The following is a 20,833-nucleotide window of genomic DNA, read 5'->3' as shown; positions in this document are numbered from 1 at the left end:
CGGCTTTCGGGCGACGCTAGCATCGCGCACGCTCGGGCTCAGGCGGCGTGGGTATGCGTCGGTCGCGGCGGCATGACCGGCTCCTCCGAGGCGACGGGCGAGAACTCCTCGGCCCACGTGTCGTAGCCCATCCCGTCCAGACGGCGCAGCCAGGTGGCCGCCTCGGCGTACCGACCGCGGCGCTGGAGGGTACGGGCCAGGAGGAGAACCGCATACACATCCGTCGGGTCGGCCTCGACGAGGGAGCGGGCGGCGTTCTCGGCCCGGCCGAGCTGGGCCGAGTGGTAGTAGGAGCGGGCCAGCAGGAGGGGGGCGTCGCCGAGGGTGTACGACTCGGTGCGCTCGGCGCCGTGCTGCACGGCGGCAACCTTGTCCATGATGAGGTGCTCGAGCTCGCGGGCCGCCGCTGTGTAGCGGCGCTCACGGAAGAGGCGCTGGGCATAGCGGTAGCGGTCGAAGGCGTCCATAGCCCTCCTAACGTGCGGGCGTTGCCGATTTCTTCCACCACTTCTCCCACATAGGACCGAAACGGCGAGCGGTCGCGGGGCGGGCGGGGCCCGCTGGCGCGGATGGTCCGGGGCGTGGGGGAGGGGGATCCGAGTACCCGAGTGCGCCCGGCGCAGCGCTCGCCGTTTCGGTCCTATTGGGAAGAAGTGGCGAGTCGAATCGGGGCGTGCAGGTGACGGACCGCTCGCCGATTCGGTCCTATTGGGAAGAAGTGGCGACTCCAGGGAGGGGTGCGACGTGTGGCGGGAATACGGGGGCGTGGCAAGATGTTGACATGTCAACTACTTATGACGTGCCTTGAGGAGGAGTTCCCACATGATGCAGTTCGGCATCTTCACCGTCGGCGACGTGACCCCCGACCCGATCACCGGCCGCACCCCGACCGAGAACGAGCGGATCAAGGCGATGGTCGCCATCGCCCGCAAGGCGGAGGAGGTCGGCCTCGACGTCGTGGCGGTCGGCGAGCACCACAACCCGCCCTTCGCCGCTCCGGCGAACCCGGCCGTCCTCATGGCGCACCTCGCGGCGCAGACCGAGCGGCTCGTCCTCTCCACGGCCACCGCGCTCATCACGACGAACGACCCCGTGCGGATGGCGGAGGACTACTCCTACGTCCAGCACCTGGCCGACGGCCGGATGGACCTCATGCTCGGCCGCGGCAACACCGGCCCGGTCTACCCGTGGTTCGGCAAGGACATCCGCGCCGGTCTCGAGCTCGCGATCGAGAACTACGCGCTGCTGCACCGGCTGTGGCGCGAGGAGAACGTCGTCTGGCAGGGCAAGCACCGCACGCCGCTGCACGGCTTCACGGCGACGCCGCGCCCGCTCGACGGGTTGGCGCCGTTCGTCTGGCACGGCTCGATCCGCACGCCGGAGATCGCCGAACAGGCCGCGTACTACGGCGACGGGTTCTTCGCGAACCACATCTTCTGGCCGAAGGAGCACACCCAGCGGATGGTCGACCTGTACCGCCGCCGCTTCGAGCACTACGGACACGGCAGCGCCGACCAGGCCATCGTCGGCCTCGGTGGGCAGGTCTTCATGGCCCGCACGAGCCAGGAGGCGATCCGCGCGTTCCGGCCGTACTTCGACGAGGCCCCCGTCTACGGCGGCGGACCTTCGCTCGAGTCGTTCATGCGCGAGACGCCGCTGACCGTCGGCACCCCCGAGCAGGTCATCGAGCGCACCCTCTCGTTCCGCGACTACGTCGGTGACTACCAGCGCCAGCTGTTCCTCATCGACCACGCCGGCCTGCCGCTCAAGACCGTGCTCGAGCAGATCGACCTGCTCGGCGAGGAGGTCGTGCCGGTGCTCCGCCGTGAGATGGCCGTCGGCCGTCCCGCGCACGTGCCCGACGCCCCCACCCACGCCGCCAGGCTCGCCGCGCGCGAGGCCGCCCCTGAGCCGGCGGAGGTCGGTGCCGCGTGACGGCCACCAAGCCCACCCGGCGGCTCACCGTCGTCAGCGCCGGCCTGCGGGTCCCGTCGACGACGCGGATGCTGGCCACCGAGCTCTCCGAGGCGGCCGGCCGTGCGCTGGCCGCCTCGGGAGAGGCGAGCGACGCATACGAGGTCGTCGTCCGCGATGTCGAGGTGCGTGAGCACGCGCACGCGATCGTCGATGCCCTGCTCACGGGCTTCCCGACCGGTGAGCTCGCGGCGGCCGTCGAAGACGTCGCCGCGGCGGACGCGCTCGTGCTCGTGACGCCGGTGTACCAGGCGTCGTTCAGCGGGCTGTTCAAGTCGTTCGTCGACCTCATCGAGGAGGGTCGGCTGCGCGGCACGCCGGTGCTGCTCGCCGCAACGGGCGGCACCGAGCGGCACTCGCTCGCCATCGAGTATGCGCTGCGCCCCCTCGTCGCCCACCTCGGCGCGGTCGGGGTGCCGACGGGTGTCTTCGCCGCCACCGGCGACCTCGGCGGTCCCGGCGCTGCGGCATTGGGAGCCCGCATCGAGCGCGCCGTGGGCGAGCTCGCGGCACTGGTGGGCGGCGGCCCCGTCGTCGCACCGGCGCGCGACGAGGTCGCCGACCCGACCCCGTTCGCCGAGCTACTCGCCCGGACCTCGCGCCCCACCTAGACTCCGCTCATGCTGAGCGTGCCCGAGCGCATCGACCCGTCGGACCTGACCGACACCCAGCGCCGCGTGCTCGACACGATCGACGAGCAGGAGACGGTCCAGAGTCTCGTCGACCTCATCCGCACCCCGAGCGTCACGGGCACCGACGCCGAGTCCGAGCTCCAGCACTCCATCGCTCGTGAGCTGACCGAACTCGGCTGCGAGGTCGACGTGTGGCGCATCGACCTCGACGCGCTCGCCGCCGACCCCGACCACCCCGGCACCGAGGCGCCCCGCACCGAGGGCTGGGGCGTGGTCGGCGTGGTCGGTCCGCGGCAGGCCGGCGAGATCCCGGCGCTCGTGCTCCAGGGCCACAGCGACGTCGTCCCGACCGGCGATCTGGACCGCTGGCCCCACCGGGACCCGTGGAGCGGCGCCATCCGCGGCGGCGCCGTCCACGGCCGCGGCGCTTGCGACATGAAGGCCGGCGTCGCCGCCAACCTCGCCGTCCTGCGCGCCGTCGTCCGCTCGGGCGCCGCCCTGCGCCGCCCCCTCGCCCTCCACCACGTCATCAGCGAGGAGGACGGCGGACTCGGCGCCTTCGCCACCCTCAGACGCGGTCACACCGGCGAGGTGGCCGTCATCACCGAGCCGACGAGCGGTCGGGTCGTCGTCGCCAACGCCGGCGCGCTGACCTTCGAGATCCGGGTGACGGGTCGGGCCGCCCACGGCTCCGCGCGGCTGTCCGGGGTCTCGGCGTTCGAGGCCTTCCTGCCCATCCACGCCGTCCTCCGGGACCTCGAGCGCCGCCGCAACGCCGACCCCGACCCGCTCTTCGACGGCACCGCTCTGCCCTACGCCCTCTCCGTCGGTCGGATCCGCTCCGGCGACTGGTCCAGCTCGGTCCCCGACCTCCTCGTCGCCGAAGGCCGCTACGGCGTCCGGCTCGGGGAGGACCTCGCGGAGGCGAGGCGGGAGCTCGAGGCGAGCGTCGCATACGCCTGCTCGGTCGACCCCTGGCTGCGCGACCACCCGGCCGAGGTCTCCTGGACCGGCGGACAGTTCGCGCCGGGCGGGATCGACCGGGAGCACGCGTTCGTCGGCGAGGTCGTCGATGCCGTGCACGCGGTGACGGGGCGGCGGCCGGACCTCGGGGCGGCGCCCTACGGGTCCGACCTGCGCCTGTATGCGGGGGTCGGGGGCATCCCGACGCTCCACTACGGCCCCGGTGACGTCCGCATGGCGCACGCCCCGCGCGAGCAGGTCGACATCGCCGAGCTGCTCGAGGTGACCCGGGCGCTCGCGGCGCTCACGGTGCGGCGCGTCTGCGACTGAGAGTGCTGGGGGGCGCGCGCGGGGGCCGTCACTCGGTGACGCGCAGGAGGGGACGGGTCAGGCACGTCGGCCCGCCGTCGCCGAGGACGAACTGGTCACCGTCGACCTCGTGCACCTCGACGCCCGCAGCCTCCAGCGCCCCGACCACATGCGGGACACCGCTGAAGATCACCGCCTGGTTCGGCCCGGTCGCGAGGACGTTGCAGCCCTGCAGGTCGTACTCGGCCTCAGTGACGTCGACCAGGGTGTAGTCGCGCTCGACGAGCCACTCGTGCAGCGCGATCGGCAGCTGCGGGGGGAACACGACCGCCACCTGTGGACCGACGAGCGACAGCGACGACATGAGGTGCAGGCAGTGGTCTGGCCCGCGGCCGTAGGGCATGTCGAACGAGACGGTGTCCACACCCTCCTCCGCGAGCAGACTGCGCATGAGGGTATGCGCGGCGGCGTTGGTCCGGAATCCGCGCCCCATGGCGAGGGTCGAGTCGTCGAGCCACATGAGGTCGCCGCCGTCCGCCGTTGCGTCGTTCGCCAGTCGGCCGATGACCGGCACGCCGAGTGCGTCGAGGCTGCGCTCCATGATCGCGGCCTCGCCCTGCCGCGCGGGTTTGGCGGGGTTGAGCACGATCGCGCCGCGGCCGGTGACGAACGCGGCGTCGTACGCATAGACGGAGTCGACCTGACCCGGGGTCTCGCCCAGCACGACGACATCCGTGCCGAGGTCGAGCAGGGTGTGCACGAATGCGGCGTGCTGGTCGCGGATCCGGCCGGGGTCGGGGGCCGCTCGCCACCCGGCGGCGGCGAAGTCCCCTGCGACGCTCGGGGTGCGGACGGCGACCCGGGCGAGGCGCGCATACATGGAACGGACGCCGAAGCCGGCGGGGTTCGCGGTCATGCGCAGAGTCTGGCACTCGGGCCCGGCCTTGACCGGACCCGGCTCCGGGGTCGAGGAGGCGGCGCAACTTCACCTGGCGAACTCTCGGTTCACCATGGTTAGGAGCCGTGGTGAACGTTGCGTTTCCCGGTTGGGGAGAGAAACGCGCGATCCGAACTCAGCAAACCTACGGAGTCGTAACCTACGCAAACGTAGGTTAGTCTGGGGAGCGTGACGATTTCTCCTGCCAGACCCCACGCGGTGCGCAGGCGGCCCTCCTCATCGGTCGCCGCGCCCGTCGCCGGATCCCTGCGCTCCAGCCTCTGGCGGGTCGCGGAGATCCTCGCGACACCGCTCGTCCCCTCCGACTACCTCGACCTCTTCAACCCCCTCCGTGAGGGCGCTGACCTGCGCGGACGCATACTCGCCGTGACGCCCGAGACCCCCGACGCCGCGACGATCACGATCCAGCCCGGACGCGGCTGGCGCGGCCACATCCCCGGCCAGTACATCCGGGTCGGCGTCGACATCGACGGCGTCCGCCACTGGCGCGCGTACTCGGTGACCTCGCCACCGCATACCCCCGACGGCACGATCGAGATCACCGTCAAGGCGATCCCGGACGGCAAGGTGAGCAACCATCTCGTCCGCCGCACCGAGCCCGGCACCCTCGTCATGCTCGACCAGGCGACCGGCGACTTCACGATCCCCGCCGCCCCGCCCGCCAGGACCCTCTTCATCACCGCCGGCAGCGGCATCACCCCCGTGATCGGGATGCTCCGCAGCCGAACCGACCTTCCCGACGTCGCCCACGTCCACTGCGCACCGACCGCGGCCGACGTCATCTGCGCCGAGGAGCTGCGCGGCTTCGGCGATCAGGGGCGCACCGCATACCTCCAGCGCCACGACGACGAGCACGGCATGCTCGACCTGGCCGACCTGGACACGCTCGTCCCCGACTGGCGGGACCGACAGACCTGGGTATGCGGTCCGACCGGCCTCCTCGACGCCGCCGAGGCCTTCTGGGCGGCGCACGGGATCGCCGACCGGCTCACCGTCGAGCGCTTCCGGCCCACGGTCATCGAGCCCGGCGAGGGCGGCCGGATCACCTTCCTGTCCACCGACCGCAGCGTCTCGTCCGACGGCGGCACCCCGATCCTCGACGCCGGCGAGGATGCCGGCGTCCTCATGCCCAGCGGCTGCCGCATGGGCATCTGCATGGGCTGCGTCGTGACGATGCGTCAGGGCGCGGTCCGTGACCTGCGCACCGGCGAGGTGACGACCGCCGAACCCGGCGACGACCTGCCCATCCAGACGTGCATCAACGCGGTCGCCGGCGAGTGCGACCTCGAGCTCTGACCGTCCCCGACCTGCCACTCGGGTCGACACCCGACCTCCCGCCACCCACACACTTTCCGCACCCCAGCGAAGGAGCCATCTCATGACTCTCGCCCCCGAGCGCACCCTGACCGAGCCGACCACCAGCACCACGACCACCAGCACCACGACCACCAGCACCGAGGCCACCGGCACGGACGTCGCCAAGCCGAACGTCAACTCCCGGCTGCGCCCCGAGTCCGACCCGACCCGCGAGTTCAAGCCCAAGCGCTCCGGCAAGCCCAACCCCATGGCGCACCTCACGCCCGAGCAGGTCGAGGAGATCGGCCGCGAGCTCGACGCGCTGCGCCAGGAGGTCATGGACAGCCGCGGCGAGCGCGACGCCGCCTACATCCGCAAGGTCATCAAGACCCAGCGCTACCTCGAGATGGGCAGCCGCGCGACGCTGCTGTTCTCCGGCGTCAAGGTCAAGGGCGTCAAGCCGTTCTGGTGGATCGGGACCGCGGGCCTGTCGATCGCGAAGATCCTCGAGAACATGGAGATCGGCCACAACGTCATGCACGGCCAGTGGGACTGGATGCGTGACCCGAAGATCCACAGCCAGGCCTGGGAGTGGGACAACGTCTCGCCCGCGAGCCAGTGGAAGCACAGCCACAACGAGCTGCACCACACCTTCACCAACGTCCTCGGCCGCGACAACGACCTCGGATACGGCATCATCCGCGTCGACGAGGACCAGCGCTGGACGCTGTTCTGCCTCGGTCAGCCCATCTGGCACGTCGCCAACGCGGCGATGTTCGAGTACTCGATCGCCGCATACGACCTCGAGCTCGGCGGCTATCTCGCCAAGCGCAAGCGGATGACCGAGGAGGAGAAGGCCGAGTTCCGCGCCCAGGCCTCCGAGGTCCTCGGCAAGATCAAGCAGCAGGCGACCAAGGACTACCTCGTCCACCCGGTGCTCGCGGCCCCCTTCGGCGGGACGAAGTCCACGCTCACCGCGAACATCGTCGCCAACCTGGCCCGCAACATCTGGACCAACACCGTCATCATCTGCGGGCACTTCCCCGAGGGCATCGAGACGTTCGAGAAGACCTCGATCGAGGGCGAGACCCGTGGCGAGTGGTACCTGCGCCAGATGCTCGGATCGGGCAACATCTCGGGGTCGAAGTTCATGCACATCATGACCGGCAACCTCAGCCACCAGATCGAGCACCACCTGTACCCCGACATGCCGAGCAACCGTTACGCCGAGATCTCCCCGCGGATCCGTGACCTCATGGAGCGCTACGAGCTCAAGTACGTCACCGGCTCGCTGCCGAAGCAGGTCTTCAGCGTCTACAAGAAGGTCGTCCAGCTCTCGCTGCCGAACAAGGTCGAGGGCCGGCGCCGCCGCGACACCGTCAAGCTGGCCGCCGCCCGCGCGCTGCGCAAGAAGTCGCTCGGCGGCCGTCCCCGCTGACCAGCCGGGTCCCCGAAGAGCGGTTCAGCCCCCACCACCGCAGCCCACACACCCGAACTGCGATCTGACCCCTGCAACTGCAAGGGTGAGGTCGCAGTTCGGGGGTGGGGGGGCAGAAGTCGGGCTACCTCGCGGATCGGCAGCCACGAGCGAGAGGGGGCGCCTCAGCGACGGTCGGGCCGAGCCCTGCCCGGCTTCTGGACGAGCCGGGGGCGTGGTGGGACGATGGGGAGGGTTGGCAGGTGCGAGGTCGTGATGAGCCAGTCCCCAGGTTTGGAGTCGTTCTCCGTCGAGTCCCCCGACGGCGCGAGGATCGCGGTCTGGAACAGCGGCTCGGGACCGCCTCTGCTCCTTGTGCACGGGTCGATGTCGGATCACACCCGTTGGCGGATCACCGACGCTCTCGCCCGGCATCGCACGGTGTACGCGATGGATCGTCGCGGCCGCGGCGGCAGCTCCGACGGCCCGCACTGGTCCGTGGACCGCGAGGTCGAGGACGTCGTCGCCGTGATCGACACGGTGGCCGACCGGGCCGACAGCCCGGTCGACGTCCTCGGGCACTCTCTGGGCGGGTACCTCGTGCTGCGGGCGACGGCTCGTTCTGCGCACGTGCGGCGGGTGGTCGCCTATGAGCCCGCGATCGTGCCGGCCGGGCAGCCGGCCGAGCTGGTGGCTCGGATGAAAACCGCAGCCGACGCCGGCCGCAACGAAGAGGTCGCGGAGCTGATGCTGCGCGAGGTCCTGCACATGCCGCAGGAGGAGATCAGCGCGCTGCGGGCGCAGCCGACGTGGCCGGCGAGGGTGGCTTCGGCTCCGACGCTGCCGCGCGAGGAGAGCGTCCCACTACTCATCGACGACATCGAGCTGACCGCCATTCGGTGTCCGACGCTGCTGATCGGAGGAGGGGACAGCCCGGCGTTCTTGCAGGAGGCGATACGCACGGTGGCCGACGGCGTTGCGCATGCACAGGTGATCATGTTGCCCGGCCAGCAACACGTGGCCGACCAGTTGATCCCGGAGGAGTTCGCGCAGGTCGTCCTCCGATTCCTCATCTCCGATGAAGGGCAGTAGGTGCACTCCACATCGTCATCACAGGCACCCGAACTGCGACCTGGCCCCTGCAACTGCAGGCGTCAGGTCGCAGTTCGGGTGCAGGGGTGCAGATCGGGAGCGAGCTCGCGGAGCGGTGGCCCTGGCGCGGGTCGCCTCAGCGACGGTCGTTGAGTATCCGCTGGACGGCCAGGCGTGCCGGGCTCCCCATCACGCAGCCACCGGGATGCGTGCCCGACCCGCACTGGTAGTAGCCGTCGATGGGCGTCGCGTAGCGGCTCCAGCCCGGGGCCGGGCGGAAGAAGTACATCTGGGGCGCGAGGAACTCGCCCGCGAAGATGTTGCCCTCCGTCAGGCCGGTGTGGGTCTCGATGTCGACGGGCGTGACCACCTCGCGCTGGAGGACGAGGTCGCCGAAGCCGGGGAAGTGCTCCTCGAGCACGGCCTGCGCGGTGTCGCCGAACCTCTCGCGTTCGCTCTCCCAGTCACTCCCGCGGAGCTCGTATGGCGCGTACTGCACGAAGCACGACATGACGTGCTTGCCGGGCGGAGCCATGTCGGGGTCGACGACGGACTGGATCGCGGCGTCGATGTAGGGTCGCTCGCTGTACCAGCCGTACTTGCTCGCGTCGAAGGCCCGCTCGACGTACTCGATGGTCGGGCCGATGTTGATGAAGCCGCCGAAGTGGTCGACGCTGTCCGGCAGCGCCGGGAAGGTCGGCAGCGTGTCCAGCGCGAAGTTCACCTTGCTCGAGACGCCGCGGTACTTCGTCCGGCGCACGGCGTCGACGAGGTCGTCGGGCAGTTCGCGCGGGTCGACGAGCTGGGTGAATGTGCGGCGCGCGTCCAGCGCCGAGACGACGACCGGCGCCGAGAACTCCGTCCCGTCCTGCAGCGCGACCCCGGTCGTCCGGCCGTCGCGCGTCAGGACGGCCTCGACCGGCGACTCGAGCCGGATCGTTGCGCCGAACGCCTGGGCGGCCCGGGCGAGCACCTGGGTGAACCCGCCGTTGCCGCCGCGGTGGAAGGCCCAGGAGCCGAGGTGGCCGTCGTGTTCACCCATCTTGTGGAACAGCATGACGAGGCCAGAGCCGGGCGACATCGGCCCGACCTTGGACCCGATGACGCCCGAGGAGATGTGGTAGCCCGCGATGGCCGGGTGCTCGAAGTAGTCCTCGACGAAGTCGGCCGCGCTTCCCGTGAGGAGCCGCACCGCGTTGTGCATGACCCGCTTGTCGATCCCGCGGAGGTGCCCCAGCAGCCACGCCACGTCGGCCTCGTCCTGCGGGTCGGTGCCCCAGAGGTCGGGCGGGGCGTTGTCGAAGAGCGGCTGCACCGCCTGGACGACCTCGTCGACGTCGTGGTTGAACCGCAGGTAGGCGTCGGCGTCGTGGCGTGAGTGCCGGCGGATCATCTGGACGTTCTGGTCGGTGTCGTCGCCGAACAGCAGGTAGTCACCGTCCCCGGTGGGGTGGAACGACGACGGCATCATCAGCGGCATGAAGCCGTGCTCGACGAGATCCAGCTCGTGGATGATCTCCGGCCGGAGGAGGCTGAGGGCGTACGAGAAGGTCGTGAACGAGAACCCGGGCCGCAGTTCCTCGGTGATCGCCGCACCACCGACCAGGTGACGCTGCTCGAGGACGAGCGTGCGCATACCGGACTTCGCCAGATATGCGGCGGCGGTCAGGCCGTTGTGACCGCCGCCGACGACGATCGCGTCCCAGTGCTCGGAGGCGAGGTCGCGGCTCTGGTTCTCGTTCACTGCTGTCTCACTCACAGGCGTCTCGCTCACGGCATTGCGCTCCTTCTCTGCGGGGCGAAGTGGGGGAGCGGCACGGTCTGGCAGGCGACCGTCGCCGTGCGATGCAGGACCGTGGTCTCCAGGTGCAGCCCGGTGCCGGGCTCGGCGAGACGGGGTCTGACCCGGGCGATCCCGATGTGCCGCTGCAGGACCGGGGAGTACATGACGCTCGTCGCGTAGCCGACCTGCTCCCCCGAGTCGTCGCGCAGCCACGACTCCCAGCCGAGCGGGTGCTCGTCCTTGGTCGGTAGCAGCCCGGCGTCGCGGTGCAGCCGGTCCCAGGCGCGCCAGTCGACGACGATGCCCGTCGTGGCCCACCGGCTCGACCCCGTCTCGAGCTCGCGCCGGATCGCGTCGCTCCCGACGAAGCGCCGGCCTTCGCGGACCCCGCGCAGCATCCACCCCATGCCGAGCTCGGTCGGCGTGACCCGCTGCTCGTCGCTCCACGCGAGGGTCGAGTCGGTCCACTCGACATCGACGAGCGGCAGGCCCGCCTCGATGCGGAGCATGTCGAGCGCCTCTTCGCCGAACGGCCGCAGCTGGTGATCGCGGCCGGCCTCGAGGATCGCATCGAGGACGTCGAGGCAGTTCCGGCGAGGCACGGTCAGCTCGTAGCCGAGGTCTCCCGTGAAGCCCGTCCGCGACACCGTCACCTCCGCACCGGCGATGGTCGTGGGGGCGAGGTCGAACCGCCGGAGGTGGTCGGCAGCGGCGGTCAGGGCGCCGAGGACCCGCACCGAACGAGGTCCTTGGACGGCGAGGATCCCGTACGCGTCGGTCTCGTCCTCGAGGCCGACCTTGAGCGGGCCGCGGTGCGCGGTGAGCCATGCCAGCGCCGGCCGAGCGGAGGTGAGGACCAGGTCCTCCGCACCGTGCCGGAAGAGCACGCCGTCCTCCATGACGAACCCGCGGTCGTCACACCAGAGGGTGTATGCGGCGCGCCCCTCCCGCAGATCGCTCACGTCGCGCACGAGGACGCCGGAGAGGAAACGCTCGGCGTCCGGTCCGGTGATCCGGTACTTGTAGAGCGGCGAGGTGTCGAAGACGCCGACCCCGTGCCGGACGGCGAAGTACTCGTGTTTCGGTGCGTGCGTGTAGCGCAGTGCTGAGAGGTGGCCCTGCCAGTGCGTGTAGAGCCGCTGGTCGTTGAGCTCGCTGAGCCGATCGTGGAAGGGCGTCGTCGCCACCATGGCAGAGCAGCATATGGCAGCGCGGTCGCGGAGCCGGCGTCGGGCCCGTGAGTCTGGGGGACGGCCGGCTTTCGGCAATGATGGGTGGGTGAGTACCGCTACCCGCAGTCGATACGCAGACCTCGTCCGTCTGCTCCTCCGCTATGGCCGATCCGACCTGGTCTCCGGCGCGCAGACCGATGAGTTCGCCGTCGGTGACGCGGCCGCCGACGGATCCGACGGGCCAGGGACCGCCGAGCAGTTCGCCAGCGACCTCGAGGCCATGGGTCCGACGTACATCAAGCTGGGCCAGCTCCTCTCGACGCGGTTCGACCTGCTGCCCGCCGCATACACCGAGGCGCTCACCCGGCTGCAGGACACGGTGCAGCCGTTCCCCTTCGAGGAGGTGCGGGCGATCGTCGAGGGCGAGCTCGACGGGCGGATCCGCGACTTCTTCGCGGAGTTCGACGAGGAGCCGCTCGCGGCGGCCTCGCTGGGACAGGTGCACCGGGCGGTGACCCGCACCGGGCGCGACGTCGTCGTCAAGGTGCAGCGGCCCGACGTGCGCGAGACGGTGCGCGGCGACATGGAGGTGCTCGGGACCATCGCGGACACCGCCGACAAGCGCACGAGCGTCGGGCGGCAGTACGGCCTGGCGCAACTGCTCGCCCAGTTCCGCCGGTCCCTCGTCGGTGAGCTCGACTACCGACGCGAGGCGAAGAACCTGTTGCGCTTCATCGAGCTCACCAAGGACTACGACCGGCTCGTCGTGCCCGAGCCGGTGCTCCAGCTGACCACGAGCCGGGTGCTGACCATGGAGCGTATCGACGGCCGCAAGGTGACCGACCTCGGTCCGCTCGCCCTCATGGAGCTCGACACCCGGCCCATCGTCGAGCAGCTGTTCCGCTGCTATCTGCGGATGATCCTCGACGACGGGATCCTGCACGCCGACCCGCACCCCGGCAACCTGCTCGTGACCGACGACGGCCGGCTGGCGCTGCTCGACCTCGGCATGGTCGCGACGGTTCCCGCCCGGATCCAGGAGCAGGTCATCAAGCTCCTGCTCGTGATCAGCGACGGTGACGGTGAGGAGGCGGCCCGGATCCTGGCGGACCTGGGCCACCCGGTGGACGGCTACGACGCCGCCGCGTTCCGGGACGACGTCGCGCACCTGGTCAGCGAGGCCGTGGCGAGCGGCGCCGACATGGAGGCGGGCACGGTGCTCGTCGAGCTGTCCCGGCTCTCCGGTGAGCACGGCCTACGACCGCCCGCCGAGATGTCGATGATCGGCAAGGCGCTGCTCAACCTCGACCAGGCCACTGCGCACCTCGACCCGGACTTCGCGCCTGCCGAGGCGATCCGCGACAACGTCAGCGAGATCTTCGCCAGCTCGCTGAAGACCTCGCCCGGAGGGCTGCTCACCGCGGCCATCGAGGCAAAGGAGTTCACCTCCCAGCTGCCGAAACGGGCCAACCGGATCCTCGACTCCCTCGCCCAGGGCGAGTTCACGCTTCATGTCGAGGCCATCGACGAGCACCGGCTGCACCTCGTCCTCCAGCGGATCGCCAACCGGCTCACCCTGGGCCTGATCATCGCGGCGACGATCATCGGGGCGGCGATGATGATGCGGGTGGAGACCGACTCCCGCATCCTCGGCTTCCCGGCCATCGCGATGCTGTTCTTCACCTTCGCGGTCGTCGCCGGCACTGGGCTCGGGATCCACATCGTGCTCACCGACCGCAAGGTGGCGCGCACGGCGCAGCACAGTTCCACCCCGCCCGGCTGAGTCGCGTTTGGTCCGTTGCGCTGAGTTCGGTGCGATGTAGCGGCCCGAACGCAGTGCAACGGACCAAACACCGACCAGGGGGGGAGGGGTGGCCCGTCAGCGGCGGTCGAGCACCGAGATGAACAGGATCACGCCGGAGAGGGCGACCATTCCGGGCGCCAGCGTCGGGGCATACGTGACGGTGCCGTTGAGCACGAGCCAGAGTCGCTCGAGGAACGGCATGGCCTCCCAGGTCTGGGCGTACTGTGCGAGGTCGTCCCCGTAGTCGAGGTTCTCGAGGAGGTGGACCAGGACGCCGATGCCGCCGGTGAGGAGTGCCGCGAGCCCGGTCGCCTGGGCCAGTCGGGTCGAGCCACCGCGCGCGGTGAGGACGCCGACGACGGCGACGACGACGAGCACCATCCAAGGCAGGAGCTGGATGGGCGCGTCCCAGTGGCGGAGCATCGCCAGCTCGACCAGGCCGCCGACAGCGGTCGCCGAGGCCAGCAGGGCGAGCACGAGTCGGATCCTGCGAAGTGGTTGTGGCTCTGTCGCGCCGTCCCGGACGGCCGCGTCACTGGAGGTCATGTGACCAGCGTCGCAGGTCGGGCCGGACTGCGCCATCCACCGACGTCAGATGCGCCTCGGGCCCGAACCGACACCTGACTCGGTTTGACTCGACCCGTCTTGAGGGTCCAGGGTGGAAGATTCACCTGACCAGGGGGGTCAGCACCATCACCGAAGGGCACCGACGCCTTGCGTTGTCGCCCCGGTCATCGTTCTGCACCCTAGGAGGGGACTCTTGTCCCGACCTCACCCTGCCCCTACCCGAACCCCTGCCGCAGCATCCACCGATCGGGAGCCCCAGCCCGGTCGTCACGACGACGACTGGCTCGCGGAGCGGCTGAACCATCCCGAGCCCGAGACCGAGAGCGCCCGTCGCTGGCGCGAGCAGGTCTCCGGACTCGGCGTCGTGCACCGCGACCTGCAGTCGCCGTCGCTGACGATGCTCGTCCTCCTCGCGACGCTCGGCGTCCTGCTCTACCTGTCCTTCCTGGCCAGGCCCGACAACGTGGGCGACCTGCTCCCGTGGCTCATCGTCATCGTCAGCGAGGGCATCATGATGTTCCTCGTCCTCGTCTCGCTCTGGACCCAGCTGTCGAGCACCCACGACCCGCGTGACTTCGCCTTCCACGCCGCGCAGCGCGACCTCTTCCTGCCCACGTCCTTCGACCTCGACCGGCCCCTGGCCCTCGAGGATCGCATGCAGCTGGACGGTCGCCCGGTCACCGTCGACGTGTTCATCACGACCTACGGCGAGCCCGTCGAGACGATCCGCCGCACGGTGCGCGCCGCAGCGGAGATCCGCGGCCGGCACGAGGTGTGGGTGCTCGACGACGGCCACTCGGCCGAGGTTGAGCGGCTGGCGGCCGAGGAGGGCGTGCACTACCTCACCCGGCCGGGCAACAAGGGCGCGAAGGCGGGCAACATCAACCACGCCCTGCGCCACACGACCGGGGAGTTCTTCGTCATCCTCGACGCCGACTTCGTCCCCAGCCCGGACTTCCTCGTCGAGACCCTGCCGTTCTTCGCCAAGGACTCGGTCGCGTTCGTCCAGACCCCACAGGTCTACGGCAACGTCGACAACTTCATCTCCCGCGGGGCCGGCTTCATGCAGACGGTCTTCTACTCGCTGATCCAGCCCGGCAAGAACCGCTTCAACTCGGCGTTCTGCGTGGGCACGAACGTGGCCTTCCGGCGCAGCGCGGTCGAGGAGATCGGCGGGATCTACGACATGTCGAAGTCCGAGGACATCTGGACCTCGATCCGGCTGCACCAGGAGGGCTGGCAGTCGGTCTACATCCCGACCATCCTGGCCATCGGCGACACGCCGGAGACCATCGAGGCCTACACCAAGCAGCAGGTTCGCTGGGCCACCGGCGCCTTCGAGGTGTTCTTCCGCAACAACCCGCTGCGGGACCGCAAGCTCACCGTCGACCAGCGACTCCAGTACTTCGCCACCTCGGTCTTCTACACCGGTGGCCTGGTGACGTTCTTCCTCCTCATCCTCCCGGCGCTGCAGATCTACCTCGGCCTGACGCCCATCAACCCCAGCCTGCCGCTGTGGCAGTGGGCGCTGTACTACTCGGGCTTCTACCTCATGCAGATCCTCGTCGCCGTCTACACGATCGGCTCCTTCCGTTGGGAGACGCTGGTCCTGGCGACCGCGTCCTTCCCGTAGTACATCCGCGCCTTCGTCAACGCCCTCTTCGGCCGGGACCGCGCGTGGCACGTCACCGGCAGTGCCGGCCGGGCCCGCTCACCCTTCAACTTCATCGTGCCGCAGGCCCTCATGTGGGTGTTCCTGCTCGTCACGAGCGTGGTCGGCGTCTGGGTCTCCGAGTGGACGGCGACGTTCTCGATCGCGCTCGGCTGGAACATCGTCAACACAATCGTGCTGACGATCTTCCTCGGTCTGGCCGTCCAGGAGGCGGTGCGGCTGCGCCGCCACACGCCCGAGGTTGCCGAGCCAGAAGCCGACCCGACGCCCGAGCCCGCAACGGCGCACCCGACCGACTCCGTGCGGAGGACCGACCCCGCACAGGAGCCCCACCCGCAGCGCGCACCTGCGCATCCGAGTGCTACGGCGGCGCCCGCCCCCGACTCCCGAGCCGCCCGGCGCCACCGACGCCGCAACCGACTCGCCGACCTGGTCGCCTCCGGCTCCACCCGCTGAACCACAACCCCCAAGGACCCCTGCCATGAACTTCCGAACCCTTCTGACCTTCGTCGTCGGAGCCGTCCTGGTCACCGGCATCGCCGGCTTCGGCCTCATCCACGCCTACGAGCGAGCGCACGCGCTGGAGGCGACCTCCGCCGTCATCGAGTCCGACACGGCCGTCGTCGGCACCGCCTTCTCGGGCGTCATCGAGGAGGTCGCCGTTCGCACCGGCGAGCACGTCGAGGCAGGTGACGAGCTCTTCCGCCTCCAGTCGCCGACCCTCCAGCAGGCCCGCGAGACGGTCTCCTTCAACGAGGAGGGCGTCGGCTACACCGTCGCCGAGGACGACACGATGATCTTCGTCGCGACGGCCGACGGCACCGTCGGTGCGCTGCCCTACGGCGTCGGCTCCTTCGTCCCGGCGAACTCCGAGATCACGACGATCACGCTGGACGACAGCCTGCGGGTCCGCGCCAGCGTCCCGATGACCGCGGACCGGTATGCGCGGCTCTCGATGGACACGCCGGTCCAGGTCACCCTCCCGGCCGGCAGCACCGTCGCCGCCGAGGTCTACGAGCTGGCGTTCGAGGAGACCGACGCCGGCACGACCGCCGTCATCCGGTCCCGCGTCGACGCCGACGTCGAGACGACCGGTCTCGCCAGCGGCGCTCCCGTGACCGCGACCCTGCAGCTCGAGGACGACGGCGGGATGGGCTCGTGGGCCGCAGAGCGCCTCAGCGACCTGCTCACCCCGAGGGAGTACCGCGCATGAGGCGCGGCCTGCTCGCCTCGACCGGCGTCCTCGCCGGGAGTGCCATCCTGCTCTCCGCGTGCGGTTCACCCGCCGGCGACTCCGACTCCACAGGCTCGGACAGCGCGGGCCCGGAGACCACGACCTCCGACCCTGCGCGCGCGGAGCGGACCGAGCGTGACCTGGCCGGGATCCCGACCGTCACCGGTCCGTACTCGGGACGCATCGCGGTGACCGACGGCGTCAACCCGCCGACGAACTCGTGGGTCTCTCCGGCGGTCTTCGCGCCCGAGGACCGCCCCATCTTCACCGGCGTCCTCAGCGCCCGCCTGGCCGCTGACGCGGTCACGCTCGGCCTGCCCGATCCGGTGACCGACGCCGACGTCGTCATGGCGCCACACCCCGACCATGTCGCGCTGGACCTGCCGGCCGACGACTACGAGCTGGGCCGTTTGGACGCGGTCTCGGCCCGGTTCGACTACAGCCGTGACGGCGAGGCCGTCGGGGAGCTCACCCTGGCCGAGGGCTGGCCCTATGCGCAGTACGTCGCCGCGAGCGAGCAGCGGGTCGGCCTGCCCGACGGCGCCGAGACCGGCCCGGAGGGTCTGAGCCTCACCGTCGCCGAGACGACCTACCGCATCGTGCCCGGAGCCGGAGCCGCCGTCGAGGAAGGGGCCCTCACGCTCGAGGCCGGCTCGAGTGTGCACGTGTACGCCGAGCCCGCCGGTGCGACCCCGGGCGAGCTCGACCTGCTGCGTTCGGGCGCCGTCGTCCTGGAGTCGACCGAGGTCACGCCGGACGTCGGCGACGACGTCGCGACGACGACCCTCACGTACCGGACCGCCGGCGACGCCGACACGGTCCTCGCTGTCGCGCCCCGCAAGGAGGTGACCGGTTCGGAGCAGCTGAGCGGCGCATACGAGACGGTTCTCGGTGACGTTCCGCTCGTCGCGGGCACGCAGGTGACCACCTCCGCGCCCCTGCAGGAACCGGTGACCGAGCTCGACCTGGACGGCCTCGACGACGGTGAACGCTCCGAGGTGGAGACGCTCCTCGAGACGGACGTCGCGTCGATGCGCTTCGACGCCCCGGACAGCTACCACGGTGGCAAGCAGCTGCAGCGGGCGGCCAACCTGTTCCTCCTCGCCAGCGGACTGGGGCGGGACGACCTGGCCGAGCAGGTCCGCGACCCGCTCGCCGAGCAGCTCGACCTGTGGTTCGACGCCGAGGGCTGCACCGGCCGCAGCGAGCGTTGCTTCACGTACGACGACCGCCTCGGCGGCCTCGTCGGGCAGACGCCCGCCTACGGGTCCGACGAGTTCAACGACCACCACTTCCACTACGGCCACATGCTGTATGCGGCGGGCGTCCTCGCGTCCGCCGAACCCGAGCTGGTGGACCGGTGGCGCGCCGTCGCCGACCTGGCCGCGCTCGACTTCGGCTCACCCGAGGCGGTCGGCGTCTTCCCGCAGCACCGCGTCTTCGACGAGTGGCGCGGCCACTCGTGGGCCAGCGGCCCGGCGCCGTTCGCCGACGGCAACAACCAGGAGTCCTCGTCCGAGGCGGTCAACGCGTGGGTGGGACTGTCCCTGTGGGCGCGAGCCACCGGCGACGAGGCACTCGCCGATCACGCCGCCTGGCTGCTCTCGCAGGAGACGACCAGCGCGCTGGACTACTGGATCGACCCGGAGGTCGACGAGGCCTTCGGCCAGCCGGTCGTCAGCCTGAACTGGCAGGGCAAGCGGGACTTCGCGACGTTCTTCAGCGCCGAGCCGTCGGCCATCGTGGGCATCCAGCTCATCCCGATGAACCCGACCCAGCTCGACTACCTCGCCGAGCGTCCGGAGGCCGTGCAGGCCCTCAGCGACGCCGTGCCCGCCCAGGGCCCTGGCGCACCGTTGGCCGACTACGTCGTGCTCGCTCGCGCGCTCGTCGACCCGCAGGGAGCGGCCGAGGCGCTCGCCGCATACGGCCCGGACGACGTCGACGGAGGGACGTCGCTGTCCTACGCCACCGCGCTCGTCCTCAGCCGGGAGGGCTGAGAGCCCGAAGGGTAGGACCCGCTCGGGTTGACGCGCCTCGGGTGGCGAGCCGCCTCAGAGACGGCTCGTCATCCGGCGCGGGAGAAGATGACGACGCTGTAGGGGCCGAGGGTCAGCACGCCCGACTGCTCGCAGCCGTCCATCTCCGGGCCGTCCGCCGTGACGTCCCAGACCTCGTGACTGCCGAAGTCGGGTGAGTACATCTCGGCGTCCGAGTTCAGCTCGACCGCCCACGGACCCGGTGCCGGCAGGCCCACCGCGTACTCCGCCACGGGCTGGTCGGTGAGGTTGACCGCGACGACGACGTCGTCCCCCGGACCGCTGTGGCGATAACGGTGGAAGACGAGGATCTTGCGCTCGTCGTCGACCCGCAGCATCGTCAGCCCGGGACCGCGCAGGCCGGCGGTGCGGCCCTCGCGGTTGCGGCGCAGGCTGATCAGGTGGCGGTGCAGCGCCACGATGCCGGTGTTGGCGTCGACCTTGGACCAGTCGAGCCACTCGTCGTCGCGGAAGTACGAGTCCTCGAGCATCTCCTGGCCCTGGAAGATCATCGGCACCCCGGGCGACGTCATGACCAGCGCCGAGCCGATCGCCGAGCGCTTCTTGGCCCACCACGAGTCGGCATCCCCTGGGTGGATCGACTCGGGCACCCGGGCCTTGCCGTTGGCGATCTCGTCGTGGCTCTCGGTGTAGAGCACCCGGCTCGTCCACGCCACGTCGAGCGGCCCGTGCACGGCCGAGGCGATGCCGTCGACGTGCCGCGCAGCGTCGTCGGGCTCGATGATCCCGGCTCGCACGGTGTGGACGAAGTCGGCGTCCCACTGCGCCGAGAAGCCCGCACCGCCCTCGGACGTCGGCTGGACGATGGCCGAGAGCCGCTGCAGGTCCTCGGCGATCGTGAACTTCCACGGCTGCCGCGCGTCGATCTCGTCGCTCAGCCACTGAAGAAACTCCCAGCCCTCGCGGATCTGGTTGCCCTCGTCGTGGGTGATCCCGTCGACGGTGCGGATGTAGTTGACCGCGTCGAACCGCAGGCCGTCGACGTGGTACTGCTCGAGCCACTCGAGGGCGCAGTCGCGCAGGAAGGCCCGGACCTCCGGCCGCCCGTAGTCCGGGCGGGTGTCCCCCCACGGCGTGTTGGACCGGTGGTCGTTGTAGAAGTAGATCCCGCCCTTGTCGTTCTCCGACCACCCGTCGAACTGCCAGACCGCGAGGTCGGACGGGCCGAGGTGGTTCAGGACGATGTCGAGGATGACGGCGATGCCGTGCTGGTGGGCCTCCTTGACGAGGTGCTTGAACTGGTCGGGGGTCCCGTAGGCCGACTCGACGGAGAAGACGTGCGCCGGGTTGTACCCCCATGACTGGTCGCCGGCGAACTCGAAGGGCGGCATGACGTGGATCGCCGAGACGCCGAGGTCGCGCAGGTAGCCCAGGCGGTGTCGGGTCCGCTCGAAGGTGCCGCGCTCGTGACCCTCTGCGGCGAAGGTCCCGACATGGAGCTCGTAGATCACGAGGTCGTCCCACACCGGGGTGTCGAAGTCGTCGCCGGACCAGTCGAACGAGCCGTGGTCGTAGATGACGGCGTTGCCGACCGAGTTGGTGACCATGCGCGCATACGGGTCGATCCGCCAGAGGTCGTCTGCACCGTCCCGGGTGATGACGAACTGGTACTGCTGGCCGTGGTGGGCGCCGGGCACCTCGATCGACCAGTACCCGCCGTCCTCCCGGCCGAGCCCGTGGGCGCGTCCGTTCCAGTCGTTGAAGTCTCCGGTCACGTAGACGCCGGACGCGTGCGGGGCCCAGACGCGGAAGGAGGTGCCGCCGTCGTACGGGACGGCCCCCATCCCGGGGCGCTCGGTTGGGGCGATGGCGTGGGAGTCGGTCACCGGCTCATTATCTGGTCGTGCGAGTGCGTCCCGTGACCTCTCGTCGTCGTTCGGACGATCCCCGGTGCGACGGC

17 protein-coding genes are annotated in these 20,833 nt (G+C 70.5%); 11 read left to right on the top strand and 6 right to left on the bottom strand.

Annotated features, from left to right (window positions below; all coding sequences use genetic code 11):
- Positions 1-38: 38 nt before the first annotated feature.
- Entirely contained in the window at positions 39-467 is a 429-nt protein-coding gene (locus tag GA707_RS20860; protein WP_193315298.1) for a tetratricopeptide repeat protein, read from the bottom strand.
- A 358-nt stretch (positions 468-825) separates the two neighbouring features.
- On the opposite strand from GA707_RS20860, the gene GA707_RS11485 reads away from it, so the two are divergent.
- Genes GA707_RS11485 through GA707_RS11475 form a run of 3 tightly spaced genes read left to right on the top strand, consistent with a single transcriptional unit; the run spans position 826 to position 3,899 of the window.
- A complete protein-coding gene (locus GA707_RS11485) occupies positions 826-1,935 on the top strand; it encodes an LLM class flavin-dependent oxidoreductase (protein ID WP_152178780.1) in 1,110 nt (369 codons plus the stop codon).
- Positions 1,932-2,585, top strand: a complete 654-nt coding sequence (locus tag GA707_RS11480; protein WP_152178563.1) for a CE1759 family FMN reductase — start codon at positions 1,932-1,934, stop codon at positions 2,583-2,585. Before GA707_RS11485 ends, GA707_RS11480 begins: the two co-directional genes overlap by 4 nt.
- Before the next feature lie 9 nt (positions 2,586-2,594).
- The gene (locus GA707_RS11475) at positions 2,595-3,899 is read left to right on the top strand and encodes an ArgE/DapE family deacylase (protein WP_152178562.1); all 1,305 of its coding nucleotides are present in this window, start codon (positions 2,595-2,597) and stop codon (positions 3,897-3,899) included.
- Positions 3,900-3,927: 28 nt separating this feature from the next.
- Here the strand turns inward: GA707_RS11475 and GA707_RS11470 are convergent, their stop codons facing one another.
- Positions 3,928-4,794 carry a dimethylarginine dimethylaminohydrolase family protein gene (locus tag GA707_RS11470; RefSeq protein ID WP_152178561.1) on the bottom strand — a complete coding sequence of 289 codons (867 nt, stop codon included), beginning with the start codon at positions 4,792-4,794 and terminating at the stop codon, positions 3,928-3,930.
- Between the two features lie 210 nt (positions 4,795-5,004).
- On the opposite strand from GA707_RS11470, the gene GA707_RS11465 reads away from it, so the two are divergent.
- The 3 genes from GA707_RS11465 to GA707_RS11455 all read left to right on the top strand — a co-directional run bounded on the left by GA707_RS11465 (position 5,005) and on the right by GA707_RS11455 (position 8,641).
- Positions 5,005-6,132 carry a ferredoxin reductase gene (locus tag GA707_RS11465; RefSeq protein WP_226963734.1) on the top strand — a complete coding sequence of 376 codons (1,128 nt, stop codon included), beginning with the start codon at positions 5,005-5,007 and terminating at the stop codon, positions 6,130-6,132.
- Between the two features lie 82 nt (positions 6,133-6,214).
- Positions 6,215-7,570 carry an acyl-CoA desaturase gene (locus tag GA707_RS11460; protein WP_152178560.1) on the top strand — a complete coding sequence of 452 codons (1,356 nt, stop codon included), beginning with the start codon at positions 6,215-6,217 and terminating at the stop codon, positions 7,568-7,570.
- Positions 7,571-7,825: 255 nt separating this feature from the next.
- A complete protein-coding gene (locus tag GA707_RS11455; RefSeq protein WP_193315297.1) occupies positions 7,826-8,641 on the top strand; it encodes an alpha/beta fold hydrolase in 816 nt (271 codons plus the stop codon).
- 136 nt (positions 8,642-8,777) lie between these two features.
- Here GA707_RS11455 and GA707_RS11450 read toward each other — a convergent pair whose 3' ends face one another.
- Both GA707_RS11450 and GA707_RS11445 read right to left on the bottom strand, forming a co-directional pair.
- On the bottom strand, positions 8,778-10,415 hold the full coding sequence (locus GA707_RS11450; protein WP_193315296.1) for an NAD(P)/FAD-dependent oxidoreductase: 1,638 nt from the start codon (positions 10,413-10,415) through the stop codon (positions 8,778-8,780).
- Positions 10,412-11,614, bottom strand: a complete 1,203-nt coding sequence (locus GA707_RS11445) for an aminomethyltransferase family protein (protein WP_152178557.1) — start codon at positions 11,612-11,614, stop codon at positions 10,412-10,414. The genes GA707_RS11450 and GA707_RS11445 overlap by 4 nt, the downstream gene beginning before the upstream one ends.
- A gap of 88 nt (positions 11,615-11,702) precedes the next feature.
- Here GA707_RS11445 and GA707_RS11440 point away from each other — a divergent pair, with 88 nt between their 5' ends.
- Positions 11,703-13,379 carry an AarF/ABC1/UbiB kinase family protein gene (locus GA707_RS11440; RefSeq protein ID WP_226963733.1) on the top strand — a complete coding sequence of 559 codons (1,677 nt, stop codon included), beginning with the start codon at positions 11,703-11,705 and terminating at the stop codon, positions 13,377-13,379.
- A 96-nt stretch (positions 13,380-13,475) separates the two neighbouring features.
- Here the strand turns inward: GA707_RS11440 and GA707_RS11435 are convergent, their stop codons facing one another.
- On the bottom strand, positions 13,476-13,946 hold the full coding sequence (locus GA707_RS11435) for a hypothetical protein (protein WP_152178556.1): 471 nt from the start codon (positions 13,944-13,946) through the stop codon (positions 13,476-13,478).
- A 214-nt stretch (positions 13,947-14,160) separates the two neighbouring features.
- On the opposite strand from GA707_RS11435, the gene GA707_RS11430 reads away from it, so the two are divergent.
- From GA707_RS11430 to GA707_RS11415, 4 genes are all read left to right on the top strand, one after another.
- Positions 14,161-15,600, top strand: a complete 1,440-nt coding sequence (locus GA707_RS11430; protein WP_152178555.1) for a glycosyltransferase — start codon at positions 14,161-14,163, stop codon at positions 15,598-15,600.
- A 96-nt stretch (positions 15,601-15,696) separates the two neighbouring features.
- Positions 15,697-16,095, top strand: coding sequence for a hypothetical protein (locus GA707_RS11425; RefSeq protein WP_152178554.1), 399 nt, complete (start codon positions 15,697-15,699; stop codon positions 16,093-16,095).
- 25 nt (positions 16,096-16,120) lie between these two features.
- Positions 16,121-16,852, top strand: coding sequence for an HlyD family efflux transporter periplasmic adaptor subunit (locus tag GA707_RS11420; protein ID WP_152178553.1), 732 nt, complete (start codon positions 16,121-16,123; stop codon positions 16,850-16,852).
- On the top strand, positions 16,849-18,873 hold the full coding sequence (locus GA707_RS11415; RefSeq protein WP_152178552.1) for a glycosyl hydrolase: 2,025 nt from the start codon (positions 16,849-16,851) through the stop codon (positions 18,871-18,873). The genes GA707_RS11420 and GA707_RS11415 overlap by 4 nt, the downstream gene beginning before the upstream one ends.
- 68 nt (positions 18,874-18,941) lie before the next feature.
- On the opposite strand, the gene GA707_RS11410 is transcribed toward GA707_RS11415, so the two are convergent.
- Positions 18,942-20,759 (bottom strand): alpha-amylase family glycosyl hydrolase, encoded by a 1,818-nt coding sequence (locus GA707_RS11410; RefSeq protein WP_226963732.1) that lies wholly within the window; start codon positions 20,757-20,759, stop codon positions 18,942-18,944.
- Positions 20,760-20,833 lie beyond the last annotated feature (74 nt).

Origin of the sequence: Nostocoides sp. F2B08, from assembly GCF_009184895.1 — a bacterium.
GTDB lineage: Bacteria > Actinomycetota > Actinomycetes > Actinomycetales > Dermatophilaceae > F2B08.
The sequence above is the reverse complement of the archived record's forward strand: the minus strand, read 5'-3'. Positions and strand labels throughout refer to the sequence as shown.